Origin of the sequence: Streptomyces sp. NBC_01214 (assembly GCF_026340975.1) — a bacterium.
GTDB lineage: Bacteria > Actinomycetota > Actinomycetes > Streptomycetales > Streptomycetaceae > Streptomyces.
Genome location: NZ_JAPEOS010000002.1, coordinates 2,416,069 through 2,433,050 on the forward strand (window position 1 = coordinate 2,416,069; position 16,982 = coordinate 2,433,050).

The window sequence follows — 16,982 nt, forward strand, 5'->3', positions numbered from 1 at the left end:
GGCCGAATAGCTTCCCCACCTGGGGACTTGCCTTGCCAACTCGCGTACAAGATCTGTAGGCATGGTGGAACGCCCGTTCGTCACTCGGCGGACGGGCTTCCGCGTTTTCCCCTCAGGACCGCATTCCCCGAGGCCGCCTCGAAGGCACAGGACGTCATGCCCATGCCCATACACGCCTACCGCCGTTGCCCCGGAAAGGGTCCGAAGAGGGATCACATGCCCCACCGGCAACTCAGCATCCGCAAAAGGTGCGAGCAGATTCTCGGCCATCTGGATCTGACCCACCCCTTCTCCCTCGACGACCTGTGTCGACGGATAGCCGAGCGGCGAGGCCGTCCCATCCGGCTCCATCCGCTCCCCAAGGAAGCGGCGGAGTCCGGGGTCTGCGGACTGTGGGTGGGCACGGCCAGCGTCGACTACGTCTTCTACGAGGCGCAGACCACCCCGCTGCACCGGGAGCACATCGTCCTCCACGAGCTGGGCCACATCCTCTTCGGCCACAACTCCCTGGAAGGGGAGGAGACCGACGGGAACGCCCCCGTGGTGCTCGGCCGCACCAACTACACCACCCGGCAGGAGCAGGAGGCGGAGATGCTCGCCAGCATGATCCGCATCCGCACGGCGAACGCCGGGCCGCGGTCCGCGAACGGCGCCCGCGGCACCCTGGCCCGACTGGAGTCCGCCATGGGGTACGAGCGGGGCACCGATGGCAAGTGACCTGACCGCCTTCGGCAACTGGCTCGCCGTCCCCAGCGTGGTGTGCCTGTGGATCGCCGTCCTGCTCCGCGCCCCCGGAGCCCTGCGCTCCCCCCAGCAGCGCGGCCTGTGGCTGGCCGTCGCCACCGCCGCCGCCGCGATGACCCTCAACCTCCCGGACGTCGTCTCGTACGCGATGGGCCGCGGCCCGGGCTACGCCCACACCATCGGCCTCGTCCGCAACCTCATCGGAGTGCTGTCGGCCGGCGCCGTCCTCTACTTCGTGGCCGCCACCACCCGCGGTCGCCGGCTCCAGCTCACCGCCTGCGTCGCCACCGTGGCCTGGCTCGGCGCGCTCCTCGCGCTGGACGCGGCCGCGCCCGACCACGGCACGCACACCATGCCGCCGGTCGGCGACCCGGTGCCCTCCCTCGCGTACTGGCTGGTCCTGATCTCCGCGCACGTGACCGCCAACATCGTCTGCGTGGCCCTGTGCTCGCGCTACAGCCGGCGTACCGAGAGCCGGGGCCTGGCCGCCGGGCTGCGACTGTTCGGTCTCGGCACCGCGCTCGCCGGACTGTTCTGGCTGGCGTACCTGCTCAAGGCCCTGTTCGGCAGCACCTGGGCGATGCCCGCCCTCCCCCTGCTCATGAACCTGCACGGCCTGCTGCGCGCCGCAGCGATCCTCGTGCCCACGCTGTTCACCTTCCGGCGCACCTGCGCCGACATCGCCACCACCTGGCGGCTGTGGCCTCTGTGGCGCGACCTGGTGGAAGCGGTGCCGCACGTGGCGCTCAACAAGCCGCGCGCCTGGCGGGTGATGGAGCTGATGTGGCCGCCGGTCCCGCGCAACCTGCTCGTGTACCGCAAGGTCATCGAGACGCGCGACGCGATCTTGATCCTGGGCGAGTACGTGGCCCCGGGCGCCCTGGAACAGGCCCGCGGCCAGGCCACCGGAGACGGGGTCCCCGAGCAGCGGGCCACCGCCGCCGCGCTGGCCCGCGTACTGAAGGAGGCCCGGCAGGCCAAGCTCGACGGGGCGCCCGGGCAGCCGGGCGAAGCGGCCGCGCTGGAACTGCCCGCCGCGATCCACACCTCGCAGGAGGGCGGGGACCTGGCGGACGAGGCTCGGTTCCTCGTCGACGTCGCCCAGGCGTACGCCGCGCCCGCCACCACGAGGAAGTGAACGAGTCTTGACCACCGTACTGATCACCGGGGCCAGCGCCGGACTGGGCGCCGCCTTCGCCCGCGGCTTCGCCGCCAAGGGCTGCGACCTGGTCCTCGTGGCCCGCGACAAGGACCGGCTCGACGCCGTCGCCGCCGAACTGGCCCGCGCGTACGGCACCGCGTCCGAGGTGCTGCCCGCCGACCTGCTGGACCCGGTGGACTGCGCGGCCGTCACCGAGCGGCTCGCCGACCCGGCCCGGCCCGTGGACATCCTGGTCAACAACGCGGGCTTCGGGCTGCCCGCGCCCTTCCCGTACAGCCCGGTCGAGGACGAGGAGCGGATGCTCGACCTGTTGGTCAAGGTCCCGCTCCGACTCACCCACGCCGTGCTGCCGGGCCTGCGCGCACGCCGCCGGGGCGCGGTCCTCAACGTCTCCTCGGTGGCGGGACTCCTGCCGACCGGGACCTACGGGGCCGCCAAGGCCTGGATCACCGCGTTCAGCGAGTCGCTCCGGGTGGACATGGCGCCGTACGGGGTCCGGGTGCTGGCCGTGGTGCCCGGCTTCACCCGCACCGAGTTCCAGGAGCGGGCCGGCATGGACGTCAGCGCGCTGCGCGACGCGGTCTGGCTGGAGCCGGAGGCCGTGGTCGCGCAGGCCCTGAAGGACCTCGCCCTGCGCCGCCCGGTCAGCATCACCGGCCGCCGCTACCGTGCCTACGCCCTCGCCGCCCGCCACCTGCCGCGCACGTTCGTGGCCGCGCGGATGGCCCGCAAGCGTCGGCCGCCGGCGGACCGGGCGGGCTGAACGGGCCCGGTTTGGGGCGCCGCGTCCCGGGCAGCCGCCGGGTGAGAGAGAGGACGCGCCATGGACGAACAGGGTGGAGCCGGAGGAAGCCCGCACCGCGCCGGGAACGACGACGCGAAGGAGCGGCACGTCCCGCAGCCCGAGCAGCGCCCGAAGCCGGGTCCGAAGCACGCTCCGAAGCCCGGGCCCGGGCCCGTCCGCGCCGCGGACACGGACGAGGCGAGCCGCCTCGACCGCCCGGGGCAAGGCCACGGGTACCGGGGCCGTCGAAAGGGCCCCGAATAGGTAATCTCGTACAAACGTTCCCATGCGGGGCGGTCGTGGGAGAAGATGCCCGGGTGATCTTCGACCCGCTCTTCGAGGGCGACCGCGTCCGCCTTTCGGAAGGCGACGGCGACCTGCCCGACGCCGCACCCGGGGGCGTCTTGGGCGCGTCCGCCGTCCGGGAGGCCGACCCGGCCGCCGTTCCGCCCGAGATCCGCACCCGCTCGGGCGAGATCGTCTTCGTGACGTCCGTTCGACAGGCGGAGCTGGCGCGGTTCTGCACCGACAACGGGATCCCGTTGCGCTCCCGGCCCGACGTCTGGGGCGACCTGCTCGAACCCTTCCTCGACACCGAGTTCGACCGCCGGACCCGGGCGGCGACCCTGGAGCGGCTGGCCGCCGCCGGGGTCGACGCCACCGAGGCGGCCGCGATCCGGGAGCGGGTCCGGCCGCTCGTGGTGGCCTACAACTCCGTGCACTGGGATTGGTTCCACCTCGGCCTCGCCGACCTCCTCGTCGCGGCCCGCTCCGACCTCGTCCCCGAGGAACTCCGCATCCCGCCCGAGGACCTGCGTGCCTTCCGTGCCTGGGCCACGGACATCGCCGCCCGCCCGGACCGGCTTCCCTAGAGCTCGGTGACCTTGCCGTCGGAGACCTCCAGGCGGCGGGTCACGTGCACCGCGTCCAGCATGCGGCGGTCGTGGGTGACCAGCAGGAGGGTGCCCTCGTAGGCGTCGAGGGCCGACTCCAGCTGCTCGATCGCCGGCAGGTCGAGGTGGTTGGTCGGCTCGTCCAGGACCAGCAGGTTCACCCCGCGGCCCTGGAGCAGGGCCAGCGCCGCACGGGTGCGCTCGCCCGGGGAGAGGGTGGCCGCCGGGCGCAGGACGTGGGCCGCCTTGAGGCCGAACTTGGCCAGCAGCGTGCGCACCTCGGCCGGCTCGGTCTCGGGCACCGCCGCGCAGAAGGCTTCGAGCAGCGGTTCGTCGCCGAGGAACAGGCCGCGCGCCTGGTCCACCTCGCCGACCAGGACGCCGGAGCCGAGGGTGGCGGAGCCGGAGTCCGGGGTCAGCCGGCCCAGCAGGACGGCGAGGAGGGTGGACTTGCCGGCGCCGTTGGCCCCGGTGATCGCCACCCGGTCCGCCCAGTCGATCTGAAGGCTCGCCGGGCCGAAGGCGAAGTCCCCGCGCTTGACGGCCGCCTCGCGCAGGGTCGCCACCACGGAGCCCGAGCGCGGGGCCGCCGCGATCTCCATCCGCAGCTCCCACTCCTTGCGGGGCTCGTCCACGACCTCCAGCCGCTCGATCGCCCGCGCCGTCTGGCGGGCCTTGGCGGCCTGCTTCTCGCTCGACTCGCCCCGCAGGTTCTTGCCGATCTTGTCGTTGTCGGAAGCCTTGCGGCGGGCGTTGCGCACGCCCTTGTCCATCCAGTTGCGCTGCATCTGGGCCCGGCCTTCGAGCGCCGACTTCTTGCCCGCGTACTCCTCGAACTCCTCGCGGGCGTGGTTGCGGGCGCGCTCGCGCTCCTCCAGGTAGGAGTCGTAGCCACCGCCGTAGAGGTTGATCTGCTGCTGCGCGAGGTCGAGCTCGAGGACCTTGGTGACCGTCCGGGTCAGGAACTCGCGGTCGTGGCTGATCACGACCGTGCCGGCCCGCAGCCCCTTGACGAACCGCTCCAGCCGCTCCAGACCGTCCAGGTCCAGGTCGTTGGTGGGCTCGTCGAGCAGGAAGACGTCGTAGCGCGACAGGAGGAGCGAGGCGAGGCCCGCGCGGGCCGCCTGACCGCCGGAGAGCGCCGTCATGGGCAGGTCGAGACCGACGGCGAGGCCGAGCTCGTCGGCGACCTCCTGGGCCCGCTCGTCGAGGTCGGCGCCGCCGAGGTTCAGCCACGTGTCCAGCGCGTTCGCGTACGCGTCGTCCGCTCCCGGGGTCCCGTCCACCAGACCCTGCGTCGCCGCGTCGAGCTCGGCCTGCGCGGCCGCCACGCCCGTACGGCGGGCCAGGAACTCCCGGACCGACTCCTCGGGGCGGCGCTCCGGCTCCTGCGGGAGGTGGCCGACGGCGGCACCGGGCGGGGAGAGCCGCAGCTCCCCGGTCTCGGGGGTGTCCAGCCCGGCGAGCAGCCGCAGCAGGGTGGACTTCCCGGCGCCGTTCACGCCGACGAGGCCGATGACGTCGCCGGGGGCGACGACGAGGTCGAGATCGGCGAAGAGGGTGCGCTCACCGTGCGCGGCGGTGAGCTTCTTGGCGACGAGGGTTGCAGTCATGATGTGCCGATCCTATCCGCGCGCGAACGGGCGCCCGGCATGGCCGGATAGGTGGGAAGCACGTCATTGCGGCTATCGGGGGCGCGGAACACCATGAAGCCATGTCGTCATCGCCGCGCACCGTCCTCGTCCTCCTCTACGACGGGGTCCAGAGCCTGGACGTGACCGGGCCGGTGGAGGTGTTCGCCGCGCTCGCCCACTTCCCGGGGCGGGTCGGGTACGCGATCCGGACGGTCTCTCCCGCGGGAGAGACCGTCCGCACCAGCAGCGGGCTGACGCTGGTGCCGGACGGGGAGCTGGCGAGCGCCAGGCCGGGGCCCGGGACCACGGTCCTGGTGCCCGGGGGACGGTTCTCGGGGGACTTCGATCCCCGGCTCACCGATTGGCTCCGTACCCACGGGAGGGGCGCGGAGCGGCTGGTCTCCGTGTGTACGGGAGGACTGCTGCTGGCCGAGGCGGGGCTCCTGGACGGGCGGCGGGCGACGACGCACTGGAACGCCTGCGAGCGGATGGCGCGGGACTACCCGGCCGTCGCCGTCGAGCCGGACCCGATCTACGTACGGGACGGACCGGTGGCCACCTCGGCGGGGGTCACGGCGGGGATCGACCTCGCCCTGGCGCTGGTGGAGGAGGACCACGGGCAGGACGTCGCCCTGACGATCGCCCGGCACCTGGTGGTGTTCCTGCGCAGGCCCGGCAACCAGGCGCAGTTCAGCGCGCACCTGGCCGCCCAGACGGCCCGCCGGGACCCGCTGCGGGACGTGCAGCAGTGGATCGCCGAGCACCCTGGGGAGGAGCTCGGCGTCGAGCACCTCGCCGCCCGGGCCCGACTGTCGCCGCGGCACTTCGCTCGGGCCTTCCAGGCGGAGACCGGGGTCACGCCCGGCCGGTACGTCGAACGGGTCCGGGTGGACCACGCACGGCGGCTGTTGGAGGAGAGCGGGGAAGGGATCGCACAGATCGCCCGGGCCTGCGGGTACGGGAACCCGGAGGCGTTGCGCCGGGCCTTCGTCCGGACCCTCGGCCAGCCGCCCGCCGAGTACCGCCGCCGTTTCCGCACGTCGCGCCCCTGAGGGCCGGCCCCGGCGCCGCGCCCAGAAGAAGGAGCCGCCCCACCGGGGCGGCGCACTGTTCCGACCAGCGCTCCGGAGGAGCCATGCAGATCGCCGTACTTCTCTACGACCACTTCACCGCCCTGGACGCCATCGGGCCCTTCGACACGCTCGGCCGGCTGCCCGACGTCGAGGTCGTCTTCGTCTCCGAGCGGCCCGGCCCCGTACGGACCGACAACGGGTCGCTCGCGCTCGTCGCCGACAAGGGGCTCGACGAGGTCACCCGACCCGACATCGTCATCGTGCCCGGCGGACCGCATCCCGAGCGGGAGATGGCCAACCCCGTGGTCCTGGACTGGCTGCGCACGGTCGACGCCACCACCACCTGGACCACCTCGGTGTGCACGGGATCCCTGCTGCTGGCCGCCGCCGGACTGCTCGACGGCCGACGGGCGACCAGTCACTGGCTGTACCTGGAGCAGCTGCCGGAGCACGGGGCGGAGCCCACCGGGGAGCGCGTGGTGTTCGACGGGAAGTACGTCACCGCCGCGGGGGTGTCCTCCGGGATCGACATGGGCCTCACCCTGCTCGGCCGGATCGCCGGGGACGACTTCGCCCGGGCCGTGCAGCTGATGACCGAGTACGACCCGCAGCCGCCCTACGACGCCGGCTCGCCCGAGAAGGCCCCGGCCGCCCTCGTCGAGATGCTGCGCAGCGGTGGCACGCCCGGCTGACGGCCGGCCGTCAGGGGGTCCACGTGAAGCGAGGGGCCCGGCGCTCCAGGAACGCGGTGACCCCCTCCGCGGTGTCCTCGCTCCCGGCGGCCTGGTCCTTCCAGTACGCGTCCCGGTCGGTCCGACCGTCCGTGAACTCCTTGGCCGCCGCCTGCGTCAGCTGTGAGCGCGAGGCCAGGATCCGGCTGAACTCGGCGACGCGCTTGTCCAGTTGGCCGGCCGGCAGCAGTTCGTTCAGGAACCCCGCGCGCAGCGCCGTCTCCGCGCCGATCAGTTCCGCGGAGAAGAGGAGGTACTTGGCCCAGCCCGGGCCGACCAGGGAAGCGAGCCTGCGGGTGGAGGACGCCGGGTAGACGATGCCGAGCCTGGCGGGGGTCACCCCGAAGGAGGCCCCCTCCTCGGCGAAGCGCAGATCGCAGGCGGCCGCGAGCTGGCTGCCGCCGCCCACGCAGAAGCCGCGGATGGCCGCCAGCGTGGGCTTGGGGAAGGCGGCCAGGGCCTCCTCGGCGGCCACGGCCAGGTCCCGCGGGTCCCCGTCCCCGGCGTCCCCGGGGTCCGTGACGTCCCCGGTCAGCGAGGAGATGTCGGCGCCCGCGCAGAAGGTCGCTCCGGCCCCGGTCAGCACGAGCACCCGTACCGCCGGGTCGTCCGCCAGGCCCGTCACCAGCTCCGGGAGCGCCCGCCACATGGCGGCGGTCATGGCGTTGCGCTTGGCGGGGTGCGAGATGACGATCGTGGCCACCCCGTCGGCGACCGTGTGCAGGAGGGTTGCGTCCGTGGCTGCGTCCATGCGCCGGATGCTATCCCGGGCGGTCATACCTATGATCAAGGGGTGCGAGGAGGTGGCACGTCCATGGGCGCAGATCGTGCAGACCGTACGGGGGCCATGGTCGGGGGCCCGGAACCGCAGCGCGAGAAGAAGAAGCTCAATCGCAGTTTCGCGCTGATGACGGCGCTCGGGGTACTGCTGGCGCTGGCCGGGCTGGTCGGCCTCGTCTACACCGCCGTCGCCACCCTCACCTCGATGTTCCTCTTCGGCTGGCTGCTGCTGATCGGCGGTGTGGTGGGCCTGCTGCAGGCCGTGCAGTGGCGCAGGAGCAACTACTTCTGGCTCGCCGTCATCGTCGCCGCGATCAACCTGGCCGCGGGCTTCGTGATCCTGCGCCGTCCCGAGGCGAGCGCCGAGGCGCTGACCATGTTCGCCGCGCTGCTCTTCCTGACGGGCGGGGTGTTCCGGCTGGTCGGAGCGCTGGTGGTGCGCGGTGCCAATGTCGGGCTCGCGGTCGTCCAGGGCGCCTTCGGGATCCTGCTGGGCTTCCTGATCCTCTCCAACTGGCCCGGCAACAGTCTGTACGTGATCGGAACCTTCTTCTCCCTCGCCCTGCTGTTCGACGGGCTGAGCCTGGTGGCCATGGGCATGGGCTCCCGTCGCATCCTGGGGTTGGTCAGGGAGGATGGGGATCCGGCAGCGGCGACCGCGGGGGACGGGGCGGGCGAGGCGGCCGGGAAGCGGCGGACAGAAGATCAGGAATAGTCGAACAACTGACTCTGTCATACGCCAGCGGTCAGAATGTGTCCGATAGACGCTGACTTCTGGTCAGCAGTCCGGGCCGCACCAGCCCGTTCCCCACTCTTGTCGCGTGGAGACGATCGAGCGCGAAGACGGGGGACGGAAAATGGATGTCAGCGGGAGCGTCCCGCCGGCCAAGGCGGGTGAGGCGGAGGCCCCGGCCGATCCCCTTGCCTATGAGGGTGTGTGGAGGTTCACCGCTCCCGCGGTTGAAGAATCCGTTCCGCAAGCCCGTCGTGCGGTCCGGGACCTGCTCGGGCGCCAGGGGGTGCCGGCCCATCAGGACCTCGTGTACTCCCTGCTCCTGATCGTCTCCGAGCTGGTGACGAACTCGGTCCGGCACGCCGCCCTGCTCTCGCCGGAGGTCGCGGTCGAGGTCGCGATCGGCCGTGCGTGGGTGCGGGTGGCCGTGGAGGACAACCACCCCTACCGACCCAAGGCGCTCGAGGCCGACTTCGGTCAGACCGGCGGCCGGGGCCTGCTCCTGGTCCGGGAGATCACCCTGGAGGCCGGCGGGGTCTGCGACGTCGAGCACACCTCGACCGGCGGCAAGGTGATTTGGGCGGCCCTGCCGCTCGCCGCCCCGCCGACCGTCGGGTGAGCGGCGGCCGGCGGGGCGGCGGAGGGCGGGGTGGCGGAGGGCGGGAGCGCGCAGGAGCGGAGCGGCGTACGGGCTGCTACCAGCCCGCCGCGTCGCCGGTCAGCTCGCGGATCGCGGGCCGCGCCGCATCCAGCACGGTCATGAACCAGGCCGAGAAGGGCGCTTCGGCGTGCCGCTTCGCCAGTTCCTCGGCGGTGACGAAGACGGTGTCCTCGACCTCCTCCGGATCCGGCTGCACGACGGTCTGTGCGAGTCCCACGAACAGGTGATTGAACTCCTGCTCCACCAGGCCCGATACGGGGTCCGGGTGGTTGTAGCGCACCGTCCCGGCCTGCGCGAGGAGCGAGGGCGACAGGCCCAGCTCCTCATGGGTGCGCCGGGCCGCGGCCGCGAACGGCGACTCCCCGGGATAGGGGTGCCCGCAACAAGTGTTCGACCAGACGCCGGGGGAGTGGTACTTCCCGAGGGCCCGCTGCTGGAGCAGCAGACGACCCTGCTCGTCGAAGAGGAACACGGAGAACGCCCGGTGCAACTGCCCGGGCGCCTGATGGGCGGAGAGCTTCTCCGCCGTACCGATGGTGTTGCCGGCCTCGTCGACCAGTTCGAGCATGATCGGTTCTTGCGTACCGGTGCCGTTGGACGCGCTGTTCGCGGCGGTGGCTGGTGTGGTCGGCATACCCATCCTTCGCTTCGGACTTCGGCCTTCAGTCTGCCGTACAAAAGAGGCTTGTCCCCACTTCGCAGAACCACGCATGTCCGCCCCCGTCGCGTGCTAGGCGACGAGGGGCGGATCACATCACGTGTCACCTCACATGACGTGCGCGTCAGACCCCGAACGGATCCGGGTACCTGATCGTTCCCGCGGGCACCGGACGGGAAGCATCCAGCACCAGCGCCATCATGGCCCCGTCGGGGACCTCGAAGGGGGCCCGGATCCCGAAGCGCGACGCCGGCAGGAAACCGAAGCGCGGATAGTACTCCGGGTGCCCCAGGACGAGGACCAGTGACTCCCCGCGCTCCCTGGCCGCCGCGAGCAGGGCCCGTACGACCGAGCTGCCCGCGCCCGAGCGCTGGAGCGCGGGATCGGCCGCCACCGGGGCGAGCGCGAGCGCCGGGGCGCCGTCGACCTCGCACCGGGTCAGCAGGGCGTGCGCCGCCACCGCACCGTCCGGGGCCTCGGCCACGTACGACAGCCCGGGCAGCCAGGCGGCGTCGGCGCGCAGCGCGTCCACGAGGTCGGCCTCCAGCGGGGTCCCGAAGGCCGCCAGGTTGATCTCGCGTACGGCCGTCGCGTCGGCCGCGGTCTCCGGCCGGGCGGGCCAGGCGTCGCCGTCCCCGGCGCTCACCGGGCGCAGCACGTAGCCCGCGTACCCGTACTCGTGCCCGTGGCGGGCCCGTACGTCGAGCTCCTCGCGGGTCGCGGCCAGGGCCCGCGCCATCGCCGGGCCGCCGGTCGCGGACAGGGCCCGGACCCGCTCGGCGAGCGGGCCGTAGTACTCGGCCCAGTCGGAGTCGGGCAGCTCGTGCACGCCGAGCACCCGGTACCCGGCGGCCTGGGCGGCCGCCAAGTTGTCGGCGGTGGTGCGCAGCGCGTAGTGCGGGTCCCAGAAGGCACGGGCGCCCGCGGACGGCTGCGCGACCGACCACTGGCACTCGGTCAGGACGAGGGTCCCGCCCGGGGCGAGCAGTCGCTTCCACCGCGCGAGCGCGGTGTCGAAGCCGAGGAGGTAGGCGGAGCCCTCCGCCCAGACGAGATCGAAGGAGCCGTCCTCGAAGCCCTCGCCGGGGAGCGCGCCCATGTCCGCCTCCACGGTGCGGACCCGTCCTGCGAGTCCGCGGGCCGCGGCGGCCGTGCGGAGCTCGTCGAGGAAGGGGGCGTGCAGGTCGACGGCGGTCACCTCGGCGCCCGTATCCGCCGCGCCCGCCTCGGCGGCGAGCAGCAGCGCGCTGCGGCCCGGGCCGCAGCCCAGGTCGAGGACGCGGGGCCGCTCGGGCAGCGGTCCGCACAGGGACAACAGGTGGCGGGTGCTCGCGTCGGAGCCCGGAGCCTGCCGGGGCAGGCCGTGGTGCAGGGCGAAGAAGGCGTGCGTGAAGGCGTCGACGCCGTCGAGATCGGAGGCGGTGTCGAAGGAATTGCTGTCGGTCAACGTGAACCCTTGGAACGGGGGCTCCGGCCGACGAGGCCCAGCTGTGTGGTCAGGCCCGGCCGGGTGCCCGGAAGGAATGGGGGATGCACCGGAGTTCGCTGCGCATGGCCGCGACCACTACGACGGTCATCAACCCACCTCTTTCCACTCGACACGTTCAGGGGCGCGTCCACCGTAACATCAGGGCCGTTTGTGGTACGGCGCCGTGATCGTCAATGATGATCGGAACCCGGCCCGGGGCCCGAATATTCGGCTTATCGGGGCGTAAACGGGTGGTGAACCCCTGCTTCCATTCATCCGATAGCCTCTGCCGACGTGCCGCCACCCCATGAGGGCGCGCGTTCGGAATCCGTTACAAGGAGTGAGTTCGTCTGCCGACCGTCATCCTCACCGGCCTGCCGGTCCCCGGATCACCGCTCGCGGACGAGCTGCGCTCCCTCGGCTTCGACGTCCGCCCGGCCGCCGGTCCCCAGGACACCGCCGCCGCACTGGCGGGCGTACCCGCCGACCAGCGGGTGGCCGTCGTGGACAGCGCCTTCGTCGGGCACGTGCACGCGCTGCGCCTCGCACTGACCGACCCGCGCTTCGACGCCTGCGCCGTCACCGGTGCCCTCGCCGTCCAGGCCGGGGCCCGGGGGGCCCTCGACCAGGCCGTCGCCGGCGCCGCCGCGGAGTCCGGTGGCGCAGGCCCGTACCCGGACCGGCTCGCCGCCGCCGTCGAGGCCGCCGGGACCGCCGTCCAGCGCCCCGAACTGGGCACCCTCGTCGCCGCCGTCCCCGCCGGCCCGGCGGAGCGCGAAGCGGCGACCGCCGCCGTCGCCGCCGTCGACGACGAGGCCGTGCGCCTGCGGACCGCCGTCAAGTCCCGCGACGGCTTCTTCACCACCTTCTGCATCAGCCCGTACTCGCGCTACATCGCCCGCTGGTGCGCGCGCCGCGGCCTGACCCCGAACCAGGTCACCACCGCCTCGCTGATCACCGCGCTCATCGCGGCCGGCTGCGCCGCCACGGGCGAACGCTGGGGCTACGTGGCGGCCGGCGTGCTGCTCCTCGTCTCCTTCGTACTGGACTGCACCGACGGGCAGCTCGCCCGCTACTCGCTCCAGTACTCGACGATGGGCGCCTGGCTCGACGCCACCTTCGACCGCGCGAAGGAGTACTCCTTCTACGCGGGCCTCGCGCTCGGCGCGGCCCGGAACGGCGACGACGTCTGGGCCCTGGCCGTCGGCTCCATGATCCTCATGACCTGCCGGCACGTCGTGGACTTCTCCTTCAACGAGGCCAACCACGACGCCACCGCCAACACCAGCCCCACGGCCGCCCTCTCCGACCGGCTCGACAGCGTCGGCTGGACCGTGTGGATCCGCCGGATGATCATCCTGCCGATCGGTGAGCGCTGGGCGATGATCGCGGTGCTGACCGCCTTCACCACCCCCCGGATCGTCTTCTACGCCCTGCTGGTCGGCTGCGCCTTCGGCGCGCTCTACACCACCGCCGGCCGGGTCCTGCGCTCCCTGACGCGCAGGGCCACCCGCACCGACCGGGCGGCCCGGGCGCTGGCCGACCTGGCCGACTCGGGACCGCTCGCCGAGCTCCAGGCCCGCCTGCTGCGCGGCCGGGCCGGGTCCTTCGGCTCCGTGTACGTGGCGGCCCTCGGCACGCTGGTGATGATCGCGGGCGCCGTGTTCCTGCCCTTCGGCGACCCCCGGGTGATCGCCGTCGCAGTGATCTACGTCATGGCGGCCGGCCTCGCCGTCGCCGCACCGCTCCGGGGCGCCCTGGACTGGCTGATCCCGCCGCTGTTCCGGGCCGCCGAGTACGTCACGGTCCTCGCGCTCGCCGTCAAGGCGGACGTCCCCGGGGCCCTCCCGGCGGCATTCGGCCTGATCGCGGCGGTCGCCTACCATCACTACGACACGGTGTACCGCATCCGCGGCGGCACCGGCGCGCCCCCGCACTGGCTGGTGCGGACGATCGGCGGCCACGAAGGCCGGGTCCTGCTGATCACGGCCTTGGCGGCCGTCCTCGTAACGCGCGAAGCGGACTTCCCCGTCGCGCTCACGGCCGTGGCCGTGTTCGTGGCACTCGTGGTGCTCGTGGAGAGCATCCGATTCTGGGTCTCCTCCGGAGCACCCGCCGTACATGACGAAGGAGAACCAGCATGATCGGCCTTGTACTCGCGGCCGGTGCCGGACGCCGTCTGCGCCCCTACACCGACACCCTGCCCAAGGCGCTCGTGCCGGTCGGCCCCGAGGGTGACGAGGAGAGCCTCACGGTCCTCGACCTGACGCTGGGCAACTTCGCCGAGGTCGGCCTGACCGAGGTCGCCATCGTCGTCGGCTACCGCAAGGAAGCCGTGTACGCCCGCCGCGAGGCCCTGGAGGCCAAGTACGGCGTCAAGATCACCCTGATCGACAACGACAAGGCCGAGGAGTGGAACAACGCCTACTCCCTGTGGTGCGCGCGTGACGTCCTGGCACAGGGTGTGATCCTCGCCAACGGCGACACCGTCCACCCGGTCTCGGTCGAGCGCACCCTGCTCGCCGCCCGCGGCAACGGCCAGAAGATCATCCTCGCCCTCGACACGGTCAAGAACCTGGCCGACGAGGAGATGAAGGTCGTCACGGCCGACGGCAAGGGCGTCCAGAAGATCACCAAGCTGATGGACCCCGCCGACGCCACCGGCGAGTACATCGGCGTCACCCTCATCGAGCCCGAGGCCGCCGAGCAGCTGGCCGAGGCCCTGAAGACCACCTTCGAGCGCGACCCCGACCTCTACTACGAGGACGGCTACCAGCAGCTCGTCAACGACGGCTTCACCATCGACGTGGCCCCCATCGGCGACGTCAAGTGGGTCGAGATCGACAACCACGACGACCTCGCCAAGGGCCGGACGATCGCATGCCAGTACTGACGAGGCTCATCCCCTCGCCCGTCGTCGTCGACGTCAGTCGCGGGGCGATGGACGACCTGGCCGGCCTCCTGGCCGACCAGCGGATCTCCGCCTCCGGCAAGCTGGCCATCGCGATCAGCGGAGGCTCCGGCGTGGCGCTGCGCGCCAGGCTGGAGCCCGTGCTGCCGCACGCCGACTGGTACGCGGTCGTCGACGGCACCATCGACTCCGCGGTCAAGCTGGCCGACGACATAAAGGGCCGCCGCTACGACGCCGTCGTGGGCCTGGGCGGCGGCAAGATCATCGACGTGGCCAAGTACGCCGCGGCGCGGGTCGGGCTGCCCATGGTGGCCGTCGCCACCAACCTCTCGCACGACGGCATCTGCTCGCCGGTGTCCATCCTGGACAACGACAACGGCCGCGGTTCCTACGGCGTGCCGACGCCGATCGCCATGGTGATCGACCTCGACGTGATCAAGGAAGCCCCGGTCCGGTTCATCCGCGCCGGCATCGGTGACGCGATCTCCAACATCTCGGCGATCGCCGACTGGGAGCTCTCGCACAAGATCAACGGCGAGCCCGTCGACGGCCTGGCCGCCGCCATGGCCCGTACCGCCGGCGAGTCCGTACTGCGCCACCCCGGCGGGTGCGGCGACGACGAGTTCCTCACCGTGCTCTCCGAGGCGCTGGTGCTCTCCGGCATCGCCATGTCGATCAGCGGGGACTCCCGCCCGTCGTCCGGCGCCTGCCACGAGATCAGCCACGCCTTCGACCTGCTCCACCCCGGACGCTCCGCGCTCCACGGCGAGCAGGTCGGCATCGGCGCCGCCTTCGCGATGCACCTGCGCGGCGCCGCCGAGCAGTCCGGCTACTTCGTCGAGGTGCTGCGCCGGCACGGTCTGCCGGTCGGCCCCGAGGAGATCGGCTTCAGCATCGACGAGTTCGTCGCGGCCGTCGAGTACGCCCCCCAGACCCGCCCGGGACGCTTCACGATCCTGGAGCACCTCAACCTGTCCGCAGCCGAGATCAGGGACGCTTACGCCGACTATGCCAAGACCATCCGTAGCTGAACTGAGGCCCGTCGTGCACCCGGCGGGCGTGAAGGACCGGGTCAGTGGCGAGCACTGGGGCGGGCGCCTCTACATGCGTGAGGTCTCGCTGCGCATCACCCGCTTCCTGGTCACCACCAAGGTCACGCCGAACCAGCTGACCTACCTGATGACCCTCGCCGGCGTCCTCGCCCTCCCGGCCCTGCTGGTGCCGGGCATCTGGGGCGCCGTCCTCGGCGTGATCGCGGTCCAGATGTACCTGCTGCTCGACTGCGTCGACGGCGAGGTCGCCCGCTGGAAGAAGCAGTACTCGCTCTCCGGGGTCTACCTGGACCGGGTCGGCGCCTACCTGTGCGACGCCGCGGTCCTGGTCGGCTTCGGCCTGCGCGCCGCCGACCTGTGGGGCCCCGGGGGAGCCGACTGGCTGTGGGCCTTCCTGGGCACCCTGGCCGCGCTCGGCGCCATCCTCATCAAGGCCGAGACCGACCTGGTCGGCGTCGCCCGCCACCAGGCCGGCAAGCCCGTGGTCCAGGACGCGGCGGCCGAGCCGCGCGCGAAGGGCATGGCGCTCGCCCGCCGGGCCGCCGCCGCGCTCAAGTTCCACCGCCTGGTCCTGGGTATCGAGGCCTCGCTGCTCATCCTGGTGCTGGCCGTCGTGGACCAGGTGCAGGGCGACCTGTACTGGTCCCGCGTCGGGGTCGCCGTACTGGCCGCCATCGCGATGCTCCAGACCGTGCTGCACCTGGTGTCCATCCTCGCCTCCAGCAGGCTCAAGTGAGCGCCCCGCTGCGGCTGGGCGCCGTGATCATCACCATGGGCAACCGGCCCGACGAGCTCAAGGCGCTCCTCGACTCGGTGGCCCGCCAGGACGGAGCCCCCGTCGACGTGGTCGTCGTGGGCCAGGGCGTGCAGGTCACCGGCCTGCCCGAGGGCGTCCGCAGCATCGACCTGCCCGAGAACCTGGGCATCCCGGGCGGGCGCAACGTCGGCATCGAGGCCTTCGGCCCCGGTGGCAGCGACGTGGACGTGCTGCTCTTCCTGGACGACGACGGTCTGCTGGAGCGCACCGACACCGCCGAGCTGTGCCGGCAGGCCTTCGCCGAGGACCCCGCGCTCGGGATCATCAGCTTCCGGATCGCCGATCCGGAGACCGGTGTGACCCAGCGCCGGCACGTGCCGCGGCTGCGCGCCTCCGACCCGATGCGCTCCTCCCGGGTGACCACTTTCCTGGGCGGCGCCAACGCCGTCCGCACGACGGTGTTCGAGCAGGTCGGAGCGCTGCCGGGGGAGTTCTTCTACGCGCACGAGGAGACCGATCTGGCCTGGCGGGCGCTCGACGCAGGGTGGCTGATCGACTACCGCTCGGACATGGTGCTGCTGCACCCGACAACTGCCCCCTCCCGGCACGCGGTCTACCACCGTATGGTGGCTCGTAACCGGGTGTGGCTCGCCCGCCGCAACCTGCCCGCCCCGCTGGTCCCGGTCTACCTGGGCGTCTGGCTCCTGCTGACGCTCGTACGCAGGCCGTCGGCACCCGCGCTCAAGGCCTGGTTCGGCGGTTTCCGGGAGGGATGGACCACTCCCTGCGGACCCCGCCGCCCGATGAGATGGCGAACGGTCTGGCGGTTGACCCGACTGGGTCGACCTCCTGTCATCTGACCAGCCCGCGTCTGGGAACATGACGCGATCACGGGCCTCGAGCCACCAGCCTGATGCCCACCTGGCCGCATCTTGAAGACG

At 72.4% G+C, this 16,982-nt stretch carries 18 protein-coding genes; 13 read left to right on the forward strand and 5 right to left on the reverse strand.

Annotated features, from left to right (window positions below; all coding sequences use genetic code 11):
• Positions 1 to 216: 216 nt before the first annotated feature.
• The 4 genes from OG594_RS35460 to OG594_RS35475 all read left to right on the forward strand — a co-directional run bounded on the left by OG594_RS35460 (position 217) and on the right by OG594_RS35475 (position 3,562).
• Positions 217 to 717: an ImmA/IrrE family metallo-endopeptidase gene (locus OG594_RS35460; protein ID WP_266606476.1), complete on the forward strand. Its 501-nt coding sequence runs from the start codon at positions 217 to 219 to the stop codon at positions 715 to 717.
• The gene (locus OG594_RS35465; protein WP_266606477.1) at positions 707 to 1,882 is read left to right on the forward strand and encodes an MAB_1171c family putative transporter; all 1,176 of its coding nucleotides are present in this window, start codon (positions 707 to 709) and stop codon (positions 1,880 to 1,882) included. Before OG594_RS35460 ends, OG594_RS35465 begins: the two co-directional genes overlap by 11 nt.
• Before the next feature lie 7 nt (positions 1,883 to 1,889).
• Positions 1,890 to 2,669: an SDR family oxidoreductase gene (locus OG594_RS35470; protein ID WP_266606478.1), complete on the forward strand. Its 780-nt coding sequence runs from the start codon at positions 1,890 to 1,892 to the stop codon at positions 2,667 to 2,669.
• 338 nt (positions 2,670 to 3,007) lie between these two features.
• Complete coding sequence (locus tag OG594_RS35475; RefSeq protein ID WP_266606479.1) at positions 3,008 to 3,562, forward strand: hypothetical protein; 555 nt, start codon at positions 3,008 to 3,010, stop codon at positions 3,560 to 3,562.
• Here OG594_RS35475 and OG594_RS35480 read toward each other — a convergent pair.
• Positions 3,559 to 5,196 (reverse strand): ABC-F family ATP-binding cassette domain-containing protein, encoded by a 1,638-nt coding sequence (locus OG594_RS35480; protein ID WP_266606480.1) that lies wholly within the window; start codon positions 5,194 to 5,196, stop codon positions 3,559 to 3,561. The two genes, OG594_RS35475 and OG594_RS35480, sit on opposite strands and share 4 nt — an antisense overlap.
• A gap of 101 nt (positions 5,197 to 5,297) precedes the next feature.
• Between OG594_RS35480 and OG594_RS35485 the strand changes: the two genes are divergently transcribed.
• Complete coding sequence (locus tag OG594_RS35485; protein ID WP_266606481.1) at positions 5,298 to 6,269, forward strand: GlxA family transcriptional regulator; 972 nt, start codon at positions 5,298 to 5,300, stop codon at positions 6,267 to 6,269.
• An 83-nt stretch (positions 6,270 to 6,352) separates the two neighbouring features.
• Entirely contained in the window at positions 6,353 to 6,982 is a 630-nt protein-coding gene (locus OG594_RS35490; protein WP_266606482.1) for a DJ-1/PfpI family protein, read from the forward strand.
• A 10-nt stretch (positions 6,983 to 6,992) separates the two neighbouring features.
• Here OG594_RS35490 and OG594_RS35495 read toward each other — a convergent pair whose 3' ends face one another.
• A complete protein-coding gene (locus OG594_RS35495) occupies positions 6,993 to 7,772 on the reverse strand; it encodes an enoyl-CoA hydratase/isomerase family protein (RefSeq protein WP_266606483.1) in 780 nt (259 codons plus the stop codon).
• A 63-nt stretch (positions 7,773 to 7,835) separates the two neighbouring features.
• On the opposite strand from OG594_RS35495, the gene OG594_RS35500 reads away from it, so the two are divergent.
• Together OG594_RS35500 and OG594_RS35505 are read left to right on the forward strand one after the other, a co-directional pair.
• Positions 7,836 to 8,516, forward strand: a complete 681-nt coding sequence (locus OG594_RS35500) for an HdeD family acid-resistance protein (protein ID WP_266606484.1) — start codon at positions 7,836 to 7,838, stop codon at positions 8,514 to 8,516.
• A gap of 142 nt (positions 8,517 to 8,658) precedes the next feature.
• Complete coding sequence (locus OG594_RS35505) at positions 8,659 to 9,153, forward strand: ATP-binding protein (RefSeq protein WP_266606699.1); 495 nt, start codon at positions 8,659 to 8,661, stop codon at positions 9,151 to 9,153.
• A 76-nt stretch (positions 9,154 to 9,229) separates the two neighbouring features.
• Here the strand turns inward: OG594_RS35505 and idi are convergent, their stop codons facing one another.
• The 3 genes from idi to OG594_RS35520 all read right to left on the reverse strand — a co-directional run bounded on the left by idi (position 9,230) and on the right by OG594_RS35520 (position 11,848).
• On the reverse strand, positions 9,230 to 9,829 hold the full coding sequence (gene idi, locus OG594_RS35510) for an isopentenyl-diphosphate Delta-isomerase (protein ID WP_266606485.1): 600 nt from the start codon (positions 9,827 to 9,829) through the stop codon (positions 9,230 to 9,232).
• Between the two features lie 148 nt (positions 9,830 to 9,977).
• A complete protein-coding gene (locus tag OG594_RS35515; protein ID WP_266606700.1) occupies positions 9,978 to 11,225 on the reverse strand; it encodes a bifunctional class I SAM-dependent methyltransferase/N-acetyltransferase in 1,248 nt (415 codons plus the stop codon).
• Between the two features lie 485 nt (positions 11,226 to 11,710).
• A complete protein-coding gene (locus OG594_RS35520; RefSeq protein WP_234314449.1) occupies positions 11,711 to 11,848 on the reverse strand; it encodes a hypothetical protein in 138 nt (45 codons plus the stop codon).
• Between OG594_RS35520 and OG594_RS35525 the strand changes: the two genes are divergently transcribed.
• Genes OG594_RS35525 through OG594_RS35545 form a run of 5 tightly spaced genes read left to right on the forward strand, consistent with a single transcriptional unit; the run spans position 11,825 to position 16,901 of the window.
• Complete coding sequence (locus OG594_RS35525) at positions 11,825 to 13,465, forward strand: DUF5941 domain-containing protein (RefSeq protein ID WP_266606486.1); 1,641 nt, start codon at positions 11,825 to 11,827, stop codon at positions 13,463 to 13,465. The two genes, OG594_RS35520 and OG594_RS35525, sit on opposite strands and share 24 nt — an antisense overlap.
• Positions 13,462 to 14,214 (forward strand): phosphocholine cytidylyltransferase family protein, encoded by a 753-nt coding sequence (locus OG594_RS35530; RefSeq protein ID WP_266606487.1) that lies wholly within the window; start codon positions 13,462 to 13,464, stop codon positions 14,212 to 14,214. Before OG594_RS35525 ends, OG594_RS35530 begins: the two co-directional genes overlap by 4 nt.
• Positions 14,202 to 15,263, forward strand: coding sequence for an iron-containing alcohol dehydrogenase family protein (locus OG594_RS35535; RefSeq protein ID WP_266606488.1), 1,062 nt, complete (start codon positions 14,202 to 14,204; stop codon positions 15,261 to 15,263). Before OG594_RS35530 ends, OG594_RS35535 begins: the two co-directional genes overlap by 13 nt.
• Positions 15,241 to 16,020 (forward strand): CDP-alcohol phosphatidyltransferase family protein, encoded by a 780-nt coding sequence (locus tag OG594_RS35540; protein WP_266606489.1) that lies wholly within the window; start codon positions 15,241 to 15,243, stop codon positions 16,018 to 16,020. Before OG594_RS35535 ends, OG594_RS35540 begins: the two co-directional genes overlap by 23 nt.
• Complete coding sequence (locus tag OG594_RS35545; RefSeq protein ID WP_030010276.1) at positions 16,017 to 16,901, forward strand: glycosyltransferase family 2 protein; 885 nt, start codon at positions 16,017 to 16,019, stop codon at positions 16,899 to 16,901. Before OG594_RS35540 ends, OG594_RS35545 begins: the two co-directional genes overlap by 4 nt.
• The last annotated feature ends 81 nt before the right edge of the window (positions 16,902 to 16,982 follow it).